Source organism: Pseudoalteromonas sp. NFXS39 (genome assembly GCF_040148775.1).
GTDB lineage: Bacteria > Pseudomonadota > Gammaproteobacteria > Enterobacterales > Alteromonadaceae > Pseudoalteromonas > Pseudoalteromonas apostichopi.
The window spans coordinates 479,773-500,997 of sequence record NZ_JAGDEC010000001.1; the positions used below are offsets into that span (position 1 = coordinate 479,773).

Annotated in this window: 21 protein-coding genes; 5 read left to right on the forward strand and 16 right to left on the reverse strand. The window is 40.7% G+C overall.

The window, feature by feature from the left end; genetic code table 11:
• Positions 1 to 3: 3 nt before the first annotated feature.
• The 14 genes from J3455_RS02080 to dapA form a co-directional block, all read right to left on the reverse strand.
• On the reverse strand, positions 4 to 2,223 hold the full coding sequence (locus J3455_RS02080) for an MMPL family transporter (protein WP_349560899.1): 2,220 nt from the start codon (positions 2,221 to 2,223) through the stop codon (positions 4 to 6).
• Positions 2,220 to 2,738, reverse strand: a complete 519-nt coding sequence (locus J3455_RS02085; RefSeq protein ID WP_130052714.1) for a LolA family protein — start codon at positions 2,736 to 2,738, stop codon at positions 2,220 to 2,222. Before J3455_RS02085 ends, J3455_RS02080 begins: the two co-directional genes overlap by 4 nt.
• Positions 2,738 to 3,163: an acyl-CoA thioesterase gene (locus tag J3455_RS02090; protein ID WP_054554548.1), complete on the reverse strand. Its 426-nt coding sequence runs from the start codon at positions 3,161 to 3,163 to the stop codon at positions 2,738 to 2,740. The genes J3455_RS02085 and J3455_RS02090 overlap by 1 nt, the downstream gene beginning before the upstream one ends.
• On the reverse strand, positions 3,156 to 4,700 hold the full coding sequence (locus J3455_RS02095) for an HAL/PAL/TAL family ammonia-lyase (protein ID WP_297330141.1): 1,545 nt from the start codon (positions 4,698 to 4,700) through the stop codon (positions 3,156 to 3,158). The genes J3455_RS02090 and J3455_RS02095 overlap by 8 nt, the downstream gene beginning before the upstream one ends.
• A gap of 1 nt (position 4,701) precedes the next feature.
• On the reverse strand, positions 4,702 to 5,667 hold the full coding sequence (locus J3455_RS02100) for a lysophospholipid acyltransferase family protein (RefSeq protein WP_349560901.1): 966 nt from the start codon (positions 5,665 to 5,667) through the stop codon (positions 4,702 to 4,704).
• Positions 5,667 to 6,404 carry a glycosyltransferase family 2 protein gene (locus tag J3455_RS02105; RefSeq protein WP_348708248.1) on the reverse strand — a complete coding sequence of 246 codons (738 nt, stop codon included), beginning with the start codon at positions 6,402 to 6,404 and terminating at the stop codon, positions 5,667 to 5,669. The genes J3455_RS02100 and J3455_RS02105 overlap by 1 nt, the downstream gene beginning before the upstream one ends.
• A 3-nt stretch (positions 6,405 to 6,407) precedes the next feature.
• Positions 6,408 to 6,761 carry an ApeI family dehydratase gene (locus tag J3455_RS02110; protein ID WP_063707686.1) on the reverse strand — a complete coding sequence of 118 codons (354 nt, stop codon included), beginning with the start codon at positions 6,759 to 6,761 and terminating at the stop codon, positions 6,408 to 6,410.
• Complete coding sequence (locus tag J3455_RS02115) at positions 6,745 to 8,103, reverse strand: AMP-binding protein (RefSeq protein ID WP_130052717.1); 1,359 nt, start codon at positions 8,101 to 8,103, stop codon at positions 6,745 to 6,747. The genes J3455_RS02110 and J3455_RS02115 overlap by 17 nt, the downstream gene beginning before the upstream one ends.
• Positions 8,090 to 8,656, reverse strand: a complete 567-nt coding sequence (locus J3455_RS02120; protein ID WP_130052718.1) for a COG4648 family protein — start codon at positions 8,654 to 8,656, stop codon at positions 8,090 to 8,092. The genes J3455_RS02115 and J3455_RS02120 overlap by 14 nt, the downstream gene beginning before the upstream one ends.
• Positions 8,657 to 8,664: 8 nt before the next feature.
• Positions 8,665 to 8,910: an acyl carrier protein gene (locus J3455_RS02125; RefSeq protein ID WP_054554554.1), complete on the reverse strand. Its 246-nt coding sequence runs from the start codon at positions 8,908 to 8,910 to the stop codon at positions 8,665 to 8,667.
• Positions 8,911 to 8,935: 25 nt separating this feature from the next.
• Entirely contained in the window at positions 8,936 to 9,193 is a 258-nt protein-coding gene (locus tag J3455_RS02130) for a phosphopantetheine-binding protein (protein WP_054554555.1), read from the reverse strand.
• A complete protein-coding gene (locus J3455_RS02135; protein ID WP_349560903.1) occupies positions 9,190 to 9,975 on the reverse strand; it encodes a lysophospholipid acyltransferase family protein in 786 nt (261 codons plus the stop codon). Before J3455_RS02135 ends, J3455_RS02130 begins: the two co-directional genes overlap by 4 nt.
• The gene (locus J3455_RS02140; protein ID WP_130052720.1) at positions 9,965 to 10,675 is read right to left on the reverse strand and encodes a beta-ketoacyl synthase chain length factor; all 711 of its coding nucleotides are present in this window, start codon (positions 10,673 to 10,675) and stop codon (positions 9,965 to 9,967) included. Before J3455_RS02140 ends, J3455_RS02135 begins: the two co-directional genes overlap by 11 nt.
• A 106-nt stretch (positions 10,676 to 10,781) precedes the next feature.
• A complete protein-coding gene (gene dapA, locus J3455_RS02145; protein ID WP_130053029.1) occupies positions 10,782 to 11,696 on the reverse strand; it encodes a 4-hydroxy-tetrahydrodipicolinate synthase in 915 nt (304 codons plus the stop codon).
• A 160-nt stretch (positions 11,697 to 11,856) separates the two neighbouring features.
• On the opposite strand from dapA, the gene J3455_RS02150 reads away from it, so the two are divergent.
• Together J3455_RS02150 and J3455_RS02155 are read left to right on the forward strand one after the other, a co-directional pair.
• Complete coding sequence (locus J3455_RS02150) at positions 11,857 to 12,510, forward strand: DUF6058 family natural product biosynthesis protein (protein WP_130052721.1); 654 nt, start codon at positions 11,857 to 11,859, stop codon at positions 12,508 to 12,510.
• Between the two features lie 239 nt (positions 12,511 to 12,749).
• The gene (locus J3455_RS02155) at positions 12,750 to 16,526 is read left to right on the forward strand and encodes a S8 family serine peptidase (RefSeq protein ID WP_349560904.1); all 3,777 of its coding nucleotides are present in this window, start codon (positions 12,750 to 12,752) and stop codon (positions 16,524 to 16,526) included.
• 93 nt (positions 16,527 to 16,619) lie between these two features.
• Here J3455_RS02155 and J3455_RS02160 read toward each other — a convergent pair whose 3' ends face one another.
• On the reverse strand, positions 16,620 to 16,847 hold the full coding sequence (locus J3455_RS02160; RefSeq protein WP_372799648.1) for a hypothetical protein: 228 nt from the start codon (positions 16,845 to 16,847) through the stop codon (positions 16,620 to 16,622).
• Positions 16,848 to 17,096: 249 nt separating this feature from the next.
• Here J3455_RS02160 and J3455_RS02165 point away from each other — a divergent pair, with 249 nt between their 5' ends.
• Together J3455_RS02165 and ykgO are read left to right on the forward strand one after the other, a co-directional pair.
• Positions 17,097 to 17,348: a type B 50S ribosomal protein L31 gene (locus J3455_RS02165; RefSeq protein WP_349560906.1), complete on the forward strand. Its 252-nt coding sequence runs from the start codon at positions 17,097 to 17,099 to the stop codon at positions 17,346 to 17,348.
• An 18-nt stretch (positions 17,349 to 17,366) separates the two neighbouring features.
• Entirely contained in the window at positions 17,367 to 17,504 is a 138-nt protein-coding gene (ykgO, locus tag J3455_RS02170) for a type B 50S ribosomal protein L36 (RefSeq protein WP_349560908.1), read from the forward strand.
• A 43-nt stretch (positions 17,505 to 17,547) separates the two neighbouring features.
• On the opposite strand, the gene J3455_RS02175 is transcribed toward ykgO, so the two are convergent.
• Positions 17,548 to 17,934 (reverse strand): cytochrome b562, encoded by a 387-nt coding sequence (locus tag J3455_RS02175; protein WP_130052726.1) that lies wholly within the window; start codon positions 17,932 to 17,934, stop codon positions 17,548 to 17,550.
• A 348-nt stretch (positions 17,935 to 18,282) separates the two neighbouring features.
• On the opposite strand from J3455_RS02175, the gene J3455_RS02180 reads away from it, so the two are divergent.
• Positions 18,283 to 21,129 (forward strand): TonB-dependent receptor plug domain-containing protein, encoded by a 2,847-nt coding sequence (locus J3455_RS02180; protein ID WP_130052727.1) that lies wholly within the window; start codon positions 18,283 to 18,285, stop codon positions 21,127 to 21,129.
• Positions 21,130 to 21,225 lie beyond the last annotated feature (96 nt).

The window sequence follows — 21,225 nt, forward strand, 5'->3', positions numbered from 1 at the left end:
CTATTATTTTTCCTTATTTTTAGGTAATGCAATACTGAGCGGCGCCAGGATATAGATACAAACTAGCCCCACTAATACCGTTAATCCGAAACTGAAAATGGCCGGCGTTTTTGAAACGGCCAACATGCCAAATACCCACATCGATGAAGCCGCTGATAAACTAATTGCAAGCACATTGCTAGGACTTAAATTATTAACTTGATAAAACACCAAATAATCAATTGCCAAGGCTAATATCAATAAACAGCCTAACAGATTAAAAATCGATAGCTGAGATTGCAGCGCACTGCAGAGCAGCAGTACTGCTGAAGTTGTTAGTATAAGCACTAAAATTTGCTTACATGCTGTTTTAAAACCAAATTTAACGCTAAAAAGTAATAACGCAAAGATCATCGCAATGGCCAGTGTCACCAGTAACGAATTTGAGTAATGGCTTAAACCTTCGCTTATCATCGCAACTTTATCGTAAACAATTAAGTCTGTAGAAGCGTTGGCCAAATCCTTAAGCTCGGATTTATTTACACCGGTTACCATAAACCAGCTTGCGGTGAGTGTATTGTTTGAGATCACTTGGTTAGCGATTAACGGCGCTAATGGTGAATTAAGTGCCGCGTTTAAATCAAGCATTGATGTTGAGAGCTCAACAGGCGTCCCTGTCATTTGGCTAACCACACTCATGGCTTGCTGGGCCGAATGTAATTGCTCGTAGTTTTGTTTTTGCAATTGCTTACTAGGCACTAAGTCACTAAGCATCAATACGTTACCATTGAGCCCAGTTATTTTTGTCTTGAGTGTTTCTTGTTTTTCTAGTAATTGCTGCGCATTATCGGCAAATAAAATCATGATTTGCCCATTATCTTTACCTAATAAAGACATATGCAGCGCTTCGTTTTGCATTAAATCCGCAGGACTTGCATTTAGCAGCTTTACATCATCATTAATCACAGGGGGTTTTAGTAAGGCAAAAGCACTCAGAAACACTAACATCAGCATGCTGAGTGCAGCGCGATAATGCGTTAATTGTTTTAAATAACCACTTAAGCAGTTAGCTAATCGATGCGCAGCAGTGTTAATGGTTAAGCCAGCTTGCCAATAAGGCAATAAAATACGGGTGCAAAGCCAAGCTGTAACTAGCCCTGCAACAACAAATACGCCTACTTGACTGAGTAACTGTACTGGTGAGAAAAACAAACTCGCGTAGCCGAGTGTGGTGGTTAGTAACGACAACACCAGTGCCAGTTTGAGCCCTTGGCTAAAACCTTGCGGCTGCTCGGTTAAATCAAGCATGCCATGAAATGCATAATCAATGGCAATACCAATCAGCGTCACTGCAAACACCATGGTTAATACATGCACCTGACTAAAAATACTGATCAGCGCAATGGTGCCGCCAATAGCGGCGCTTATCACGGTTACAGAGGCCAGCCACAATGCATTTATCGAGCGAAACACCCACACCACCATCACAATAAGCGCCAGCAAGCTCACCGAACCAAACAAGGTCATTTCAAATTTGGCTTGCTGCGCATTTGCTGCGGTATGAAATAAAGCACCGGCATAGCGAATTTGTGTATCGGGATAGCGGCTTTCAAGCTCAGCGATATAGGTAACTATCTCATTGCTCAAAGCTATTGATTGATTTATTGAAAAGGCATTGTCAGCACTTTGCACGAATAACATTAAATACTCATCACCTTGATAGTTAATGTTAATTCGGCCATCTTGCAGCTCAAATTGCTGCATGTGCGCCATTGCCTCGGATAAGAACCCCGCTGTAGCAAGCGTAGGGTCTTGGTTGATAGTACTTGAAACAAAAGGATCAGCGACTTTACTCAACTGATTAAAGTAATACTGTTGAAAGCGATTAGCATCGCCAATCGCTTGCTTATATTCCTCGGAAACTAAATGCCCTGCGTACTGACCGTAAAATGCTGCCAACTGGGATATTTCTGGTAACTTAAAACGAGGCTCAATGTGTTTGCTCGCCAGCCATTGATGTAATTCATCATAAGCTTTTACTGCATTCTCACCACGAAAAGAAAAGCTCAACTGCTGTTTGTTAGCTGAAAAAAAATGTTCTTCGACTTGCTGTAAACGCGGTTCTGACTTTGGCAACAAAGCCAAAATATCATTATTCAACGTAGGCTGTTTTAGAATAAAAACAGCCACTAAGGCGCTAACTAATAGGCTCAGCCAAGCGAGCGTTAGGCCCCATGCTTTCACTGTTTTTGCTCATTGTGAGGATAAGCAAAGCGTAATACAGTAAAGTTACCATTTGCTTCTTGAAGACGCACACGGCTCACTTGCTCTGCTGCTACACATAATTCGAACTGACTAAATAGCTGCTTTAGCAGGTCATCTTTAGGTAATAAAGTCTGACAACCGGGCTCTGCATGGTCTGTCATCGTAAATTGCTCAGCAAGCGCCACTTCATCATGCTTTAAAATTGCTTGCAGTAAATTAACGTAAGGCTCAGCGCCTTTTTGTAGCTGCGGCTCATCTTGAGCGTTAAGGGTATATACTTGCCCTTGCTTAATTAATAGCGTGCTTTTAACCGGAGACTCAACCTGCCAAGTGAGGCCATCTTCAGCAAGTTCAAACGAACCTGTTGATATAAAAGGTTTACTAAATCCTTTAAAATGCTTCTCTTGGCTAAATGTGCCTTGCTCTGTCACTGCGCTTGATGCAAACACAGGAAAAAAAACTAGCACACTCAGTAACAACACGCTTAATCGCATTAAATCACCTTTTGAAGTTTTTCATGTAAAACAGGCGGCGAAACAAACTGCATTTCTTTTTTCTCTATATCAACCGCAACTTGGATAGTCGTTGCTTTGGTTAACTTTTTACCTGTAGCGCAATCAGTGATTACGTAATCGATACGTAATCGTGTTTCATATTCTTTTAAGTACGCATCAACGCGGATTTTTTGTGTGAACAATGCTGAGCCGACGTACTTAATATGCATGTCAATAATCGGCCACGCATAGCCAGACTCTTGCATTTGCACATAGTCATAGTCAAACAAACGCAGTAATTCGCAGCGCGCGACTTCTAAATAGCGCGGGTAATTACCATGCCATACCACATTCATTGGATCGCAATCATGAAAAGGAATTTCAATCTCAACATGAGTGCTCAGCAACGAGCCACGACTATGCATATAAACTCCAACGTTTTGTTTGAATAGCGTCAACCGTATAGCGAAGAACAGCTTCTAGTGGACGGTCTTCATCAAGCAGCGGGAAAAACTCGCTAATGTCTTGATACATACTTTGTACATCACTAGTTAAACTAGCAAACTCAAGCTCACCACTGTTAATACGTAAACGTAGACCTTGAATACTCGCGAGCAACGTACTAGCAACAACTTGTTCAGTAAGCTGCAATATACGTAAACAATCTCGCGCTGCTATGGTTCCCATACTCACTTTATCTTGGTTATGACACTCGGTCGAACGAGAAAACACACTCGCTGGCATGGTCAGTTTTAGCGCTTCAGCAGTGTACGCACTAGCACCGATTTGCACCGCTTTAAAACCATGGTTAATGTAACGGCGCTCATCGTTACTTGCCGATAGATTAGAGGGTAACCCATTGTTATAGCGTGTATCCACTAACGATGCTATTTGTCTGTCAGCTAAGTCTGCTAAATTTGCCACAGCCGTTTTCATGCTATCCATCACCATTGCAATATGGCCACCATAGAAATGGCCACCATGCAGCACGTGTTCACCTTCACCATCAATAATTGGATTGTCATTCGCCGAATTTAGTTCATTTTCAATCATTTGCCTAAACCAAGGCAAACTATCTTGAAGAACACCAATAACATGTGGGGCACAGCGAATTGAATACCTATCTTGCAAGCGGTCAGCGTTACGCGGGTGCTCTACATGGTTTAAGTCTCCACGGATCCATGCAGCTACTTGCTGTTGCCCTGGATGTGGCTTCACCGAAAACAAAATATCATCAAAGTGATGACTGTTACCTTTTAATGCAAGGCTTGCAAGGGCTGTTATACGGCTGGTCAATTTAACTAAGTAATCTGCTCTATCATAAGCAAGACATGCCAAAGCTGTCATCACGGCCGTGCCATTCATGACTGCCAGCCCTTCTTTCGGGCGCAGCTTTAATGGCTTTAAGCCAAGTTCTTGCATCACCTCTAGACTGTTTTTAATTTCGCCTTTGTAATACACATCGCGCTCACCAACCATGGCACCGGCTACATACGAAAGCGGGGTTAAATCACCACTGGCTCCCACCGACCCTTCTTGCGGAATTACCGGTACAATATTGTGATTTAAAAAGTCACGTAATAAGTTCAACATATCCCAGCTAACACCAGAATACCCCTGTGAAAGCGAGGTTAAACGGGTCGCTAAAATAGCGCGTCCTTGGGCTAGATTAAAAACATCGCCAAGGCCACATCCATGAAAACGAGTAAGATGCAGTGGTAGCTCATTCACTAAATCAAGTGGCACTTTTACGGTTACCGAGTCGCCATAACCTGTGGTAACGCCGTATATCACGCCATCATCTTCAAGCAACTTATCTAAAAACGCTACGGCGCTGTCTATTTTATTCGCAAATTGACGGTCTGATGTTAACGCTACAGCACCTTGCTCTAATGCAATATGAACAATATCTTCAATCGATAAACGCTGCTCGCCAAATACGGTAGTCGTGTGCTCTGACACCTTAGTTCTCCTTGTTTTGACCACGAGACACTTGCTCGTCATTTTGCCAAAAATCATAAAAATTAAACCATTGATACGGATAGGCCGCAGCGTAAAAACTGAGCCTTTGCGCATAATCGCTAACAATTTGTTGTAATGTTTGTTGTCTCGTTTTACGCGGTAGAACGAGTTTGTCGGCGTATTTTTCAAAAATCACGCGGTAAAATATTTCGCCATTTGGCTTTTTATCTTTTAAACAAAACAGATGAAACACCGGGCAATCTAACAGCGCAGCTAAAATAAATGGCCCTTGTGAAAAAGGGGCTGGCTTACCTAAAAAGTCAGCTTCGATTACTCTTCCTGTGGTGGTACTGGTTCTATCACCGACAATCACCACTATTTCACCCTGCTCGACTTTCTCTTTGAGCATAATCGCCATATCTGGGCCAAGATCGGTTACTTGAATGAGGTTTACCGCAACATCCGGATTAATACTTTTCAGTAATTTATTAAACTCAACAGCATGATGCGTAAACACCAATACATTAATCGTTTTACTGTTTCTGTGTTGGCTAAGGGCCCTACATACCTCTAAGTTGCCAAGATGCGAGCCGATAAAAATAGCCCCTTGCTGTTGCTCATCAAGTTGTTTAAAAAGCGCTTCGTTAGTGTAAAGAATGTTATGTTGCTGTATCCGCCCAAGCCAAGCATCTATTTTGTCAAAAGCGCTGTCTGCAAAGCAGCGAAAATGACGAAAGCTGTCACGCCAAGTAACGGCTTTACTATTACCATTCACCTTACGCGCTTGGGTTAAGAATGTATGTGATGCTTGGCGGGCAGTTTTGCCTGTTAAAAACAAATAAAACACCACTGGAAACAGCACCAGCCACAAGCCTTTACGACCAAATACGCGATAACACACAAGCAATATCTGCATGCCAAAGCGATTGCCACGTTCTTGCATTTTTGACCAGTGCTTTACAGCCATTAGCCAGCCACCTTACGCCAAAGTAGCTTAGGTGAGCGTAGCAACATGCCAAAGAATAAACGCGTATGTAGCCAAGAAATTCCCACGTTATCGTGTAAGGCTCGAAAGTGAGATACGCCATTTTCAGGGTAAATGACCTGGGTTGGCAAAAACGTGACTTTTACACCTTGCCAATAAAGCCTGACCATAATCTCGATATCAAAGTCCATGCGCTTGCCAAGCGGTTGCTTTGTCATTAATTGTTCAACAGCTGCTAATGGATAAACCCGGAACCCACACATTGAATCGACAATATCAAAGCTTAGGGTTTCCACCCAAACCCAAAAATGGGTGATATAACGGCTCAAATAACGGTGCTTAGGCACTGAGCTGTCATAAATTGGACAACCGCTGATCACTTTTTTCGGTGATTCATTACTCAGTTCAATCAACTTACTAATATCTGCTAACGAGTGCTGACCGTCTGCATCAACCTGAATAGCATGGCTAAACCCTTGTTGATAGGCAGCCAACAACCCAGTTTGAACGGCCCCACCCTTACCTTGATTTTGAGCATGGCTTATCAAGGTTAAAAAGTCGTACTGAGTGTCAAGCTCTGCAAATACTTGCTTGGCATCTTCGTCACTACCATCATCAACCATGATAATTGGCAGCTGTAATTCTTTTAGCTCATCGAGTACAGCAGCAATAGCATGTGTATGATTGTAATTAGGAATAACAATACAAAACTGGTTCATGGCTTAATCACAAAATACAATTCGACCAGACGCATGCTGGCCTTTGTCTGATTGATAGCTAAACAAGCACTTACCTTTTGCATTACGCTCAAGGGTTAGGTTTACCGTCATATCAGGGGTTGTTACTACCTGAAACTTTAACACTTCTAAATCTTGTACAAGTTTGCCAAAACCCAAATATTGCTGAGCATATTTTACTGCCCAATCCAGCTGTACTACGCCTGCTAAAATTGGCGCATCTGGAAAGTGGCCGCGAAAATAATCTAAATCAGCTGCAATGGTTAACGCTAAACTCACGCTAGTTTCAGTTTGTGATAAAACGGCCACCTCTGGGGTTACGTTATTCAGGCTTGGCAAAATACTGCTCCAATGTTTTTAAACTTAATTTAGCTTGGCTGTTAAAAGGAAGTGCATCGATGTAGCGCCATTTACGTGGTAAGCAAATACGTTCAAAGCGGTTTGAGAGGTGCGCTTGTAATGCGCGGTTTATTGCTAATTTACCGTGTTGTTCAAGCTCTTTATTAGCTTCATCACTGAGCACAACCACCGCACCAATTTGTACACGCTTGGCTGGAATAACCACTACTTTTACTTCTTTTACCCAGTCATGGTTTTGCAGATAACTCTCAAGCTCATCTAAATTTAAACGTTTTTCTTCAATTTTTATCGTTCTGTCTATACGGCCCAACAGTTTAAATTGACCATTTTTATGAACGAGTGCTCTATCATCTAAAGGAAAGTTCGATTGCTCTAAAATCGCAGAATCTAGCATCAATCGCCCTTCATGATTTAACGATAAAAAATTACCATTAAACGGCTGCCATGGTACATCGACCGCCGCCTGCGTAACTTGTCGATAAGCAATACCGCCAGTCTCTGTACTACCAAAGACTTGTGTTGCTGGGCGAGCTAACTGATTAAATAAAGTTTCGGCATGCTCATTATTGAGTGGTCCGCCAGAGGAAAATAACCACTTAATTTTGTCGCGTTCAGGTATTAACACATTATCAGCACATAAACGGCCAAGCTGTGCTGGGCTTGAAACGAGCACAGCATATCGAATGGTTTTTAACCTTTGCGCGATATGTTCTGGATACTGAATTTGCTCGCTATCAATTATATGACCCTTAGACAACGGCCAAAGTAAACGGAACAATAAGCCATAAATATGTTGATGCGATACGGTCGCTAAAAACGTAAATTGACGTGGTAAGTCAAATGACATTGATAATACTGCGAGTTCTCTATTTAATACCCGCCACGGTTTCACAATCGGTTTAGATTGTCCTGATGAGCCTGACGTATAAAATATAACAGCAGTGTTTGTTGGCCATTGTAAACGGTTAGTTTGCAAAGGCGTGTGACCAAGGCTTTGTTCAAGGTTGGTAAATAACACATCGTCATCGATATTAGTTGCATCACCAGCAAAAAAAGCAGACTGCGCAAGCAATAAACTTAGTGTTTCATGCTGACCATTAGGTGGCAAAATGACATTATGACCACTACAGGCTAAAGCAAATAAGCGCACTGCAAATTGGTAGGTATCAGGATGGAATAACACTACATGGCTGCCAGTTTTCAGCGCTGTGAGCTTACTTTGATAAGCCGCAATATCAGCATAAAACTGTGTTTGTGTTATTGGCTGCCCTGCAACAACAAATGCAGCGTCTGGGTGAAATTTCAGGTTACTCGCTACCATTACTTTTAACCTTTTGTCTTACAAGCCATTCCACAAGGCCTAAGAGAGCTATCAGAATATAGGCTATTAATCCGTTGTACAGAGTCCATGTCTTTAACGAAGTAAATAGGCTAGTGTATAACGCAATACTGCCATTAATAATAAAAAACGCGCACCATACTTTAGTAACTTGGCGCGTGTAATTAACCCCTTTTTCATCAAGATCAGGCTCTTTAATTCGAGCAAAACTCTCAATGACTGTTGGGCCATTTTTCAGCGAATAAGCAAAGGTGATTGCCATTACTGTATTTATAATGACTGGGTAAAGTTTTAAGCCCAGATCACTGTTAAAAAACTGCGTTGTTGCTAAAGCGATAATTGCCAAAATAGAGGCGGGTTTTATCCATGGCATAGATTTGAGCAGCTTTTTGCTAAGCAAAAGCCTTAAGCCGACCAATACCATCAGTACCAAGCTCACTTGCCTTAATGAGATATGCTGTAATCCAAAATACACAATAAACGGGTATAAAGATAAGCACACTAAGAGCAGTGTTGTGGTTATCGCTTTGAGCATAATAATGTTTATGAAACGAGTTTTTCTACTTCGTTTACCACATCTTGCACAGTACGCACTTGTTTAAATGCATCTGGCTCAATTTTTTTGCCAGTGATTTCGCGTAACTTTACAACTAAGTCAACAGCATCAATGCTATCAAGATCTAAGTCTTGATACAGGTGCGCATCTAGGCTGATATCATCAGCATCAATCTCAAATTCATCTACTAAAATGCCCTGTAAAACGTTGTAAATGTCAGCAGCGGTTTTCATGCTTATTCCTACTTCTAAGTCTGTATTATGATTGGTGTTGGTTAATAAATTCTGCCAGTGCATCTACTGATGCAAAATGGGCTTTTGTTTGTTCTGAGTTTGCGTCAATTTTAACGTTAAACTCTTTTTTAATGGCTAAACCAAGCTCAAGCGCATCGATGCTATCTAGACCTAAACCATCAACAAATAGAGGTTGGTCATTTTCAATATCATCCACGGTAATATCTTCAAGATCTAAGCTGCTAATGATTAATTGTTTTATTTTGTTCTTTAGTTCAGTCATAGGTGCCTGAGTTCCTCTGAAAAGTAATGTTGCAAATCACGGGTTAATTGTCGTGCTTGCATAGCGGGTTGTTCATTATTAAGTGTGTCATTAAATGTAAATGGGTCACTGGCAAAGCGCATTTCAAAATGCGCTTTTGTTGCTGCGACGCAATACCATGGTGTGCCTTTGGTCAAAGTACTTGGTTTCATACTAATCAGCACTGAGGTAATAGGGGCTTTACAGCGAGCAGCAATATTCGCAGCGCCACGCTTAAATTTTAACTGTTCACCAGGGGTTGTGCGAGTGCCTTCAGGAAAGATAATCAGGTTATTTCCAGCAGCAAGTGATGCTTCACATTCGTTTAGTAACTCTTGTGGGTCTTCATTACTAATATAACCTGTGCCCTTAATTACACCGCACATAAATGGATTTTTAAATAGGTGTGCTTTGACCACGCAGTCAGCATTTTTAATGACAGATATCAGCACCACAACATCAATTAATGAAGGATGATTGGCAAGTACAAGTTGCCCTTTAAGATCATGAAATCGCTGTTTATCATGCACCGAAAAATGGATAGCACCAGTGTAATGCATCAAGGCAACAAAAAATTTAAAACTATAATGAACCGTTAAACGCGCTTTTTGCTTACGTTTTGCTTGGCAGGGTTCAAATAAGCGTTGGATAGGTAAAACCAATAAGGTTAGAAGAATACCGCCAAAACCAAATACAGTAAAACAAAACCCCGTTGCCAATACACGCCAAATTTTATTCAACTTTATATAAAAGTTAGTCGCCATGGTACTGTAGCATCCAAGCTGATTGTTGATGTGAAAGCAGCGATTGTGTTCCTTTGCTTGTTAAAGCAGCTGCCAATTGCAAACTCAATGGTAAACATGAGTCACTTTGCGTATGTTCTGATTCAGGAAGTTTTATTAATTCAAAATACGGCTTACCGATCTGTGCTTTTGATAATACAAACGACACACTATGAGCAATTTGTTGCTCATCGCTAAATGGTAAGTATTCATCGGGTAATACGCTTTCGGCATGGGCTATTAAAATTTGCTGCTCAACACCAATATGAACACGTGCAAAGCCATCGATCATGGCAGAAATAATACTGTCTTGCCCACCTGCGATGGCATTCATTGGTGCTTTATTTTTTGCAATAATAGAGAACAACCCGGTTGCGGCATTGTGCACACTCAAACCAAATGCGGTAGGAGAAAGAGGCTCTTGTTCAACTAGTGAATGTAATAGATTCGCCGTTTTTGGTAAGTCGCCATGACGCGATGAAAAATTTACGGCGAGCTGCTCGTGATTCCCTTGTGCTTGATGCATAGTATGAAGAGCCATTTTCATGAAAGGGCTTAAACGGCGACGCTGCATAGGTGCAACCCAGCTTAAATCAAGGTCGAGAAGATCGAGGTGGCTTAATCCTGCTACTTGTTGCTCGGGTGCAACCCATAAACACAGATTATCAACAACAAATTTCACAAGTATTATTCTTATAACGCCAAACGATTGCTAATTTTACCTATTAGCTACAAAAAAGTAAAACAATGGTGCTTAATTACAAAAGTAATTAAGCACTCATTCATTTTTATCGTAAAATGACGTCTTTTTCAGCTAAAAGTTGTGCTTTTTCGCCTACTATATCAGCAATATCAAGTTCGTTAATATATGCTAACCCTATTTTTTGTTGCTCATTTGATAGTGGCACATAAGGTAGACGGAAAACAGGGTTCACCGCACCTGTCATCATCAGAGCAGTATTTATCGCAATTGGATTAGGCTCGCAAAACAACCACCCCATTAAAGGCTGTAATTTTGCGTTTAATGCATCATTCTTTTCATTCATCAAGTGACGGAATAAGCCTGGAATAATATTAGATGTAACCGAGATAACACCGTGGGCTTTATGAATGTGTCTTGCATCATGCGCTTCATCGTCGTTACCTGACCAACAAGCAATGCCTTGCTGTTCATAATGAGCAATTCGCTCATTGCCACCGCACTCTTTTACACCAATAAAGTTTTCGTGCTTAGCGAGTGGTTCAATGATATCGGGGGTTAGATCTTGACCTGTACGACCTGCTACGTTGTAAATAAACGCAGGACCAATATCTAGTAAACGATTAAAGTGTTCTTTTACTCCGGCCAAAGACGTACGCCCGTAATATGGATTGATTTGTAGCGCAGCATCCATCCCTGTAGCAAAACCATACTCGGTTGCTTTAATCGCTTCACGGGTATTGTTACTACCCGTATTACCTACAATTAGTAAACGATCTGAGAATTTGCTAACACTATGTGCAATCAGCATTAAGTGTTCTTCCCAATTCATTAGTTGGCCTTCACCTGTGGTACCGCCCACAATAATGCCATCAACGCCAGCTGCAATTTGTTGCTCAACAAGGCCGTCATAGCAAGCAAGGTCAATTTCACCATTCGTTAAATATGGTGTTTTTATAGCGGTGATCAAACTTGCTTGTTTAATTGTTTCTAGGTTGCGCATAACTTTTTTAATGTTTGGAAAATTTGCGCTAGTTGTATCATAAACACAGCCATTTTCCGAGTAGTGAGCTGTAATAAATAAAAATACTTGAGAAAAAATCAAAGTTAAGCCAAAATCAAACACTGTATATATTAACAGTATTTATAACGAGTATTTGACAATGCAACTTTCTAAATTTTTGGCAACCTACTTTTACACTACCGAAGAGCTGTGTCAGACCCTATCAATTGATGAGGAAACCTTATCAGAATGGCAGCAAAGTAGTTTATTTCCAAAGCCAAGTTACTGTTTGCAGAGTCAGTTAGAGTGCAGTTCATATTCAGGTATTTACCAATGCGAAGAATATCAAGACTACTACCCTCGTGGCGCGGCGAGTTGGGGGCAATTAATTATTAAGCACGACATTACTTCATCTTGCCAAGCATTTAATTATTTTGCCCAGCAATATTCAAATCATCTGAGTAAACTGGCCGAGCAAGGATTTGCAATAAATGAAGAGTTGTTTGGTAGTGAAATTGAGGAACATTTACAACAAGTATGGCAACAGTTTTTATGCAGCAAATATGGCGTCCTCACACAAAATGGCTTAGTTGAAGAAGCAGTGCAGCTAGATGTCGCTAAATTACTTATTGATGATATTACTGAGCTACGCACTAAAATCGGCTTAACTTTGGAGGAGCGACAAAGCTTACATAAAGCTCTCAAATTAATGAACCGCGCTTTAAGTTATGGTACTGGAAACGAGGGTAAAAACACTCTAAGACATCGTTATATAGATAACGTGGTCACTAAATACGACCTATCAATAAAATAACCCGATTAATTTGCCACTCTAAAATGAAGCAAAACTGAACGACCGGACAAAGTTACAACAACGTTTAAATTGTTACCGTTTAGTTAATACAATTTGCTACTTTTGTTTTGTAGGTTTTCATATTTTTAATCGTTAGATTGATCTAGTTGAGTTACTTAAGTTGCGAGTGCAATACACATTAACAATGAACAGTGCTCTTCTCTTCTCAACTAATTAAATCATAAATGAAGGATTGAAAGATGAAACCTTTTTCAAGGCTTGGTCGCATAAATGCGACCTACTTGGCTATGCTCGGCTTGAGTTTAGCGCAACCAGCAATGGCACAAGATGTTGCCATCACTAAAACAAAAACAGATGCGCTTACCTTTACACTGATTACAGGTGACAAAGTATCTGCGGTCGTCAATAAAAACGGTGAGTTAGGTGGTATTCGTTTACTCAATGCAGATGGCTCTGATGCAATTACGAGTATTTTTAAACGTGGTAAAAGTACTTATGTTATCCCAACGCAAGCACAAGCCCTTGTAAATTCACAATCAATTGATATGGAATTATTTAATATCAATAAACTTTACGAGTCTGGTTATGATGATGCATCTACTGATGTACTGCCTATAATTGTTGAATATCGCGATGGCAGCCTTGCAGGTACGGCAGTACCAAAGACATTTGCAGGCATATCATTGACTAGCGAAATAGAACTTATCGACAGTGCAGCATTCGCAATTAGTAAAGATAAAGCCGCTCAAGCTTGGCAAACGCTAGCATCACAAGCTGATGTAGAAGGTATTTGGTTAGATGCTATCGTTCATGCTCATAAAGTCTCAAAGTCAGAGACATTAACACCGACAGTACCTTTAACCGGCGCTTATGGTGAAGCAGCCATTAACTACAATGGAGCAGGTATTAAAGTAGCCGTTCTTGATACAGGCTATGACACTGAACACCCTGATTTACATGGACGTGTAGTTGCATCTCGTGATTTTACATATTCAAGTAACGGTGTTGACGATATAAATGGTCACGGTACACACACTGCTTCAACCGTGGCTGGTAATGGTCACGAATCTGATGGTAAATGGGTCGGTGTTGCACCCGGTTCAGAGCTTATAATCGGTAAGGTACTTGGTAATAATGGCGGCGGTTCAACACTAGGAATCCTAAATGGGATGTATTGGGCTGTCATGGATGAACAAGCAGATATTGTTAATATGTCTCTCGGCGGTACGGCAACAACTTGTAGTGGCCCACTCGTTGACATGGTTGAAGCTCTTAGCGAGAAGGCATTATTTATTATCTCGGCAGGTAATAGTTTTACCCGTGAAACTATTGGTTCACCGGGCTGTGCTCCAAGTGCACTAACCGTTGGTGCTATAGATCGTGACGGTAATACAGCTTCGTTCTCTTCACGCGGTCCATCACCAGATGGTCACTCAGCAAAACCAGATATTACCTCACAAGGTGTGTCAGTTGTAGCAGCTGCATCGGGTGGCTTAGGTGATACTGCATACCGAGTTTACTCTGGTACATCGATGTCAGCCCCCCACGTAGCTGGAGGAGCAGCTATTGTCATGCAGGCCCGCCATGATTTAACACCACAACAAATAAAAGATGTACTGACTTCATCTGTAAAAATAACCGATTCACATGTACTTGAGCAAGGCGCAGGCCCGATGGATATCAATCGCGCGATTGATCAAGCCATCATTGCCCCACCTAACAGAGAACTTGGCTTTTTTAAGCATACTGAAAACGATGCTTTTACTGAAACATCAGTAACCTTAAAAAATATCTCGCATAAAGATATCACCCTAAAATTAAAACTCGATTTAATTGGTGAAGATGGTAAAACACAATTACCAGCGACACTGGCAGGACTAGCTGCTAAATCAATTACAATACCAGCCAATGGCGAAGCGCAAGTACCAATGTGGATCGACCCGTCTGTTGCATTGAGAAACGGTGCATACGGAGCGATTACTGGTCGTATTACAGGTACTTCAACAAGCCAAAGCAATGAGCAACTTATTGTTCCCGTCTCTTTTTGGATAGATCAACCAAAAGTTTCTCTCACAGTCAACTTAACTGACCGTTGGGGTAATCGTGCAAGTGCTCCTTCAAAGGTGTATCTAATTAATGAAGAAGATGATTGGGGTTCACTTGTCCGACTAAATGGTGGGAAAGCAGAAGCTGAAGTACCTGCTGGTTACTATACTATTGTGGCTAATATCATGACTTACGATAACCCTGACTCAAATTCAGGTCTCGTTGATTCAGCAGCGCAAATGGCCGTTCTAAATAGAAAAATTGATAGTACTACAGTAATTGATTTAGATGCTCGAACAGCTCAACAAGTAACCTTCAAAGCTGAACAACCTCTTGCTCCTCAAGGTTATTCTTTTGGTTTCACCTATGCCCTAGACGATGAAAAAGTAGCGAAACTAGCCGGCATTGAAATGGCACCAGATTATGTAAGTGATATGTTTGCATGGTCTCAAGGTCATGATGATCGTTTCCGCTCATTTGTCACTACACGCGCACTTGCACCAGAAACAACGGTAAAAATGCAAAATGGCGTTGAGCTTGACTATATTAAGCAAGGCTTAGCACTTTCTTTTCATGGCGAAGGCTCTGCTGAAGTAGTACCAGTAGGTGATGCAGATTATAGCACTGACTGGAGTCAATTTCAGTTAGAAGGTAAAATAGCCCTTATTACTAACCCTTATTATCTAACTTCTTACATGGTTGGTAACGCGATGAAGAATGGCGCCATTGGCGTAATCTTCTATCGTCCATCTCGTGCAGGTCGCTATAAAGGAACCATTACAGGCACACCTAAAATACCTGTAATTGGTATTAGTTCTGAGCAAGGTGAAACGCTTATGACTGAGATCGAAGCAGGTAATAATATGGTAAGTTGGTCAGGGATTGCAGCCGAACGCTCACCTTATGCCTACTCTATTAATCATATTACTGATGGTCGTATTCAATCAGGTCAAATCAATATCACTGAACATAAGATGCATAAGATCACCGCTTCTTATCATTCACAAAATGATGAACGTCCGTCTTGGACTGATGCGATGGCAATGACCAACAGTACAGGTGAGTTTTACTCTACAGGTAGTACACAGATGATCATGCTACCTCATGTACGTGAAGAGTATTACACAGCCACAACGAAGAATGCGTGGACGAATATCGTCATGCCAAATTATCAAATGCAAAGTTCTGGCGCTTACTTTGATGGTCCACGTACAATGACACCCGCAGAAGAAGAAACAACAACATGGTTCAAAGGCCCTCGTGCTGGTAGCTTAGGCAGCAGTGGTTCGCCAATTATCCGCCGAGATACTAACTTACTCCACTTCAATATTGCAGCCTTTGGCGATGCCTCTAATCACGACGGGATGTTTGGCTATATGGGTAGTTCGGCATTCGGTTTAACTTTAGATGGTAAGCCGGTATCCCCTTATCAAGGGACCCTAACTCTTGAGCCTGGCGACCACCAAATTACACTCGAGGTGCGTTCATACGCACGTGGTGTTGGTGAGCGCTCTCCTGTTAAAGACAACCTAGGATCACTATACCAAGGCTTCTATACTTTTACTGCCAATGAGCAGCATCAAGGTATACAACCAGTACTGATACCTATGATTGATTTACCTGTAGACATCGAAAACACGATGAATGTAGGCGAAGCTGCACAGGTTAAGTTATCAGGCTTACTTGATGGTGTTGGCGAAGTTCCATTAGCAGACGTACAGTTCCAATATGCCTATGGTCAAGAGTGTGCAATTACCTCAATTCCTGCATATATCTACTGCCCTGTATCAGACAAGTTCTCCCCAGAAAACTGGGTTGATGCACAGATACAAAATATTGATGGTGAATGGATTGCGACAATTCCAAATGATGGCAACTCAGGTGATTTTGTCCACATTCGTACTGTTGTAAGTGATTATGGCACAAGCACAGCTGAGCAATTTACATTACGTGCTTATATGCTCAAATAATTAGTTAGCGCTAATCAGCAAAGCCGCCTTCGGGTGGCTTTTTTCATATAAAACATGATGCTTAAACACAATATATTCAAGCATGAATAGGTATTAAGAATCTAAATGCTCATACTGCCCGCGATAAACTTCAAAAGTTTTAACGACGGTATGTTGCTCTTTACTTAGATTATCAAACCAAGTATCAAAACGTTCATCATCATCTTGTTCACTTAGTGCTAAATATTGTGCTAACAGCTCAATAATATCGTTGTGACTACAAGACAAAATATCTACATGATTAGCTAAAATAGAATGGTCTTTATCGCGAAGCATGTTCATTACATTTTGATCTAGTTCTTCACGGCTAGTTTTATCATTCACTTCCATATCCTTCTTTAAAATAAGCACGCATACCTAGTTATAACAGCCTTATCGACAATATCCAGCTTTTTAAAGCTAACTGCTTATTGATTGCTCAGCTTGTATAAATTTAAAACAGAACACAATAAATAAGAATTATTTTCATCTTGATATCAATACACAACCACCATATAGTTGATACATTATCACATAACATAGAGTTAAATTATGAAGCCCAATATCCACCCTGATTACCAGCAAGTCGCTTTTCATGATACAGCAGCAGACAGCTACTTTATTATCGGTTCTACTATCAAAACTTCGCGTACGGTTGAACTTGAGGGAAAAACTTACCCTTATGTACCAATTGATATCTCAAGCGACTCTCATCCGTTTTATACTGGTAAACAAAAAGCCCTAGCAAGCGATGGACGTGTAGCAGCATTTAATCGTCGTTTCAAAAACTTAGCGAGCAAATAGTTACTATAAGGAAAGAACATGAAAGTATTAAGTTCATTAAAAAGTGCTAAGAACCGCCCGGGCTGCCAAATCGTAAAACGTAAGGGTCGTGTCTATGTTATTAATAAAGACAATCCGCGTTTTAAAGCAGTTCAAGGTAAAATGAAAAAGCGTTAAAAAAGGTGCCGATGCACCTTTTTAAAATTAAAGTAAATCTAACTTACTTACCAAATAACAACTCCCAAAAGCCTGGTGGCTCATGTAGCTCATGATATTTTTTTCTGAGCTCATCAATAGATTTAAGCGGCGCCTTAGCAGCTTCAAGGCCATGAGTACTTGCAAGCTGCTTAGCTTGTTTTGCTTGATTTATTACTTTATTCAGCCCTTCTAAAGACGCCGTTTTATGCTGTTTAAAATCAGCAGTTTTAGCTGTCTCTAACAATTCAATAAATTCATCAATAGCTGTATTAAAGGTGGCAAGATCATTAGCACGTACAGAGTTTTTATAAGCAAGTCCCATATTTTTCATATTGGCCTCAAGATCTATACTGGTAGCCGAACCAACACTCGAATAAAACAACAATAAGCTAACGATAAAAAATTTCATAAAACTCTCATATATATAACTATTGCAGCATTATAAACCGAAACTCAGGCACAGCCTAATTCTGACATTTAGATTAAGTTCATAACACATCATCTTTATACAAATAAACACATCAATAATCCCGCCATAATTATAGAAACAAAAACAATCCAACATTAAATTTTGAAATGAAAAATAAAGCCTCCCCGTAAGTGACTGAAACAAATGAATTAAACTTAATACATTTTGCTACGTATTTTTTATTTGAAATAAACAGGGACAATGATAGAGTAACAACCGTTAACATATTGGAAACGATATTTAACAAAACCCTTCCAGGGAAAGAACAATAAAATAACAGGTGAAACAATGATAAAAAATAATTATTTAGGTGCCAGCATCAAGCTCGCTCTTTGCTCATCGGCGCTTGCCATTTCTAGCCAATCGATGGCTGCTGAAGATCAAGGTGCTAAATCAATCGACCGAATCGAAGTAACAGGTTCTCGTATTTTACGCGAAGGTGCTATAGCTCCAGCTCCAGTAACGGTTATCAGTGGTGATGACTTAGTTAATACCGGCGCTGTTAATATCGGTGAGGCACTAAATAAATTACCAGCTCTTGGTAATACTTTTTCCCTTTCAAACTCAGGTCGCTTTATCGGTACTGCAGGCCTAAACATTCTTGATTTACGCAACATGGGTACTGACCGTACGCTAGTACTCGTCAATGGTAAACGCCATGTATCTAGCTCTGCGGGCTCTCAATCAGTTGATACCAATACAATTCCTAGTGTATGGGTAGAGCGTGTTGAGATCATCACAGGTGGTGCATCTGCAGTATATGGTGCCGACGCTGTAACAGGCGTAGTTAACTTTATTCTGAAAAAGAACATTGAAGGCTTTAGTGCAAGTGTAACTCGCGGTGAGTCTGACCTTAGCGATTACAATAACGAAAAAGCGACATTCTCATATGGCACAAACTTCGATAATGACCGTGGTAATGTAGCCTTTGCTGTTGAGTATTCAGCACAAGATACGCTCAATGCGCTTGATCACCCATGGACTGACGGCTCTTATCGTAGCATGCGTAACACTGCGCAAACTGAAGAAAACAAAGACGATCCAAACTTCCCTGATTTTATCTACACACCAAATGCCGGCTACTATGCAATCAATAATGCAGGTGTTTTCGCGTTAAGTAATGGCTATGTGAACTCATTCAACCCAGATGGCACTTATCGCGAACTCAATATTGGCGACCAAGTCGACGGCTTATCTTGTGCTAATTGTGATTCGTTTAACCTTGCACAATTCAATGAGATTCAACCTGAATTTGAACGTTACAACGTAAACTTTAAAGTTAACTATGACGTTGCTGAAGATATGAATGCTTACTTTGAAGCAAAATACGTTAACAGCGAAGGCCAAAGCATAGGTCAGCCAGCATTCTTCTTCTTTAATCCAAATAACAGCATTAAGATTGACAACCCTTATCTTGACTCTAGTGTTAAAAATCTAATGGAACAAGAAGGTGTTAGCTCTATTATGGTTAACCGTATGATGACTGATTTAGGTCGTCGTATAGAAAACAACACACGTGAAACAACCCGTTTTGTTACAGGCTTAAAAGGCACTGTATTTACAGATTGGGAATTAGATGCATCGGTTGTTTACGGTCAAACAGATCTAGAGCGCGTTAATGGCGCAAATATGATCATGGCGAACTATTACAATGCCCTGGATGCTATTGATGATGGTTCAGGCAACATTGTTTGTCGTAGTGAAGAAGCACGTGCTGATGGCTGTGTACCAGTAAATATCATGGGCTTTGGTGCACCTAGCCAAGAAGCAATTGACTATATCAATACCGTATCAACAGGTACGTCAACAATCACCCAAACTGTTGTAACAGCATCACTTGCAAACTCTGCAATTTATGAATTACCAGCTGGCTATGTTGGTTTTGCTGCCGGTGTTGAATACCGTAAAGAAGAAAGTGAAACTGAAGAGCCAGACAACGCAGTAGGTACGTTCTTTAACGCGCTGGGTGAAGACAAAGGTGAGTTTGACGTAAATGAAATTTACTTCGAAGCATCAATCCCACTTCTTGCCGACTTACCTCTTGTACAAGACTTAGTTCTAGATACAGCGGTACGTTACGCTGACTACAGCACAATTGGCGATGCAACAAGCTGGAAAGTGGGCTTAGATTGGACTGTTAACGACCAATTACGTGTTCGTGCAACACAATCTGAAGCTCTTCGTGCACCAAACATTGGCGAAATCTTCGGTGCACCTAGCCAAACCTTCTACAGTGTTGACGATCCTTGTTTAGCTGATAACTTAAATGATTTACAAAATTCAGAAGTACGCCGCGCGAACTGTGCAGCCCTTGGTGTGCCTGCAGATTTTGAATCAGATTACGATGCACAAACCCTTGAAGGTTTAGTAAGTGGTAACCGAGATGTAAAAGGTGAAGAGTCAACTAGTACGACTATTGGTTTAGTTTACCAACCTTCATTCCTAGAAAACTCAGTTGTTACAATCGACTATTGGAAAATTGAACTTGAAGACGCAATCTCAACAATTGCATCTCAAGAAATTCTTGATCGCTGTGTTGACGCTGAAGGCGGTATCAATAACCAATACTGTAATTTAATTACGCGTGATAGCGCATCAAGTGAAATTACATTGATTCAAAACTCGGTATTAAACGTTTCTGGTCAAGAAGCATCGGGTGTTGACTTTGAGTTAGGTTATGACTTTGATGCATTAGAAGGTAACTTCTCTACACGTTTAATTGGTACGTACTTAATTGAACGTAAAGACTATCCTTTCCAAGATCAACCTGAAGATTATATCGAATATGCAGGTACAACTGGCGAAGCGAAGTGGCAGGCAAACCTTTCAATCTCATATAAGCGTGATGGTTTCTTCACTACGCTTGATACTCGTTATATTGATGAGGTAAGCCTTTATACAGACCAAGATCTAGAAGATAACCCGAATCCAAATAGCTTAACTAAATTTGGTACCTATGTTATCTCTGATGCAACAGTTGGGTATAACTTCGAAAACGGTTTTGGCGTTAAGCTAGGAGTTGATAACATCTTTAACCGCAAACTTCCATTCGGTACGATAGGTACTGGCTCAGGAAGTGCGAGTTATGACAACATTGGCCGCTTCGGCTACTTAAGACTTTCTTACGACTTCTAATCGTAAAAAATTTGATTCTCTTAGGGCTGCACTTTTATGCAGCCCTTTTTCATTTAAGAAGTCAAAAACGATCTTATTCCAATCCATTACTTAAAA

Bases quoted from the DNA above. Each gene is read 5' to 3' on its own strand.
- J3455_RS02100 (WP_349560901.1), bottom strand. From the start codon at position 5,667: ATGGCTGTAAAGCACTGGTCAAAAATGCAAGAACGTGGCAATCGCTTT.
- J3455_RS02120 (WP_130052718.1), bottom strand. From the start codon at position 8,656: ATGCTCAAAGCGATAACCACAACACTGCTCTTAGTGTGCTTATCTTTA.
- J3455_RS02090 (WP_054554548.1), bottom strand. From the start codon at position 3,163: ATGCATAGTCGTGGCTCGTTGCTGAGCACTCATGTTGAGATTGAAATT.
- J3455_RS02165 (WP_349560906.1), top strand. From the start codon at position 17,097: ATGAAGCCCAATATCCACCCTGATTACCAGCAAGTCGCTTTTCATGAT.
- J3455_RS02125 (WP_054554554.1), bottom strand. From the start codon at position 8,910: ATGAAAACCGCTGCTGACATTTACAACGTTTTACAGGGCATTTTAGTA.
- J3455_RS02085 (WP_130052714.1), bottom strand. From the start codon at position 2,738: ATGCGATTAAGCGTGTTGTTACTGAGTGTGCTAGTTTTTTTTCCTGTG.
- J3455_RS02160 (WP_372799648.1), bottom strand. From the start codon at position 16,847: ATGAACATGCTTCGCGATAAAGACCATTCTATTTTAGCTAATCATGTA.
- J3455_RS02105 (WP_348708248.1), bottom strand. From the start codon at position 6,404: ATGAACCAGTTTTGTATTGTTATTCCTAATTACAATCATACACATGCT.
- J3455_RS02115 (WP_130052717.1), bottom strand. From the start codon at position 8,103: ATGGTAGCGAGTAACCTGAAATTTCACCCAGACGCTGCATTTGTTGTT.
- J3455_RS02130 (WP_054554555.1), bottom strand. From the start codon at position 9,193: ATGACTGAACTAAAGAACAAAATAAAACAATTAATCATTAGCAGCTTA.
- dapA (WP_130053029.1), bottom strand. From the start codon at position 11,696: ATGCGCAACCTAGAAACAATTAAACAAGCAAGTTTGATCACCGCTATA.
- J3455_RS02175 (WP_130052726.1), bottom strand. From the start codon at position 17,934: ATGAAATTTTTTATCGTTAGCTTATTGTTGTTTTATTCGAGTGTTGGT.
- J3455_RS02180 (WP_130052727.1), top strand. From the start codon at position 18,283: ATGATAAAAAATAATTATTTAGGTGCCAGCATCAAGCTCGCTCTTTGC.
- ykgO (WP_349560908.1), top strand. From the start codon at position 17,367: ATGAAAGTATTAAGTTCATTAAAAAGTGCTAAGAACCGCCCGGGCTGC.
- J3455_RS02155 (WP_349560904.1), top strand. From the start codon at position 12,750: ATGAAACCTTTTTCAAGGCTTGGTCGCATAAATGCGACCTACTTGGCT.
- J3455_RS02150 (WP_130052721.1), top strand. From the start codon at position 11,857: ATGCAACTTTCTAAATTTTTGGCAACCTACTTTTACACTACCGAAGAG.
- J3455_RS02135 (WP_349560903.1), bottom strand. From the start codon at position 9,975: ATGGCGACTAACTTTTATATAAAGTTGAATAAAATTTGGCGTGTATTG.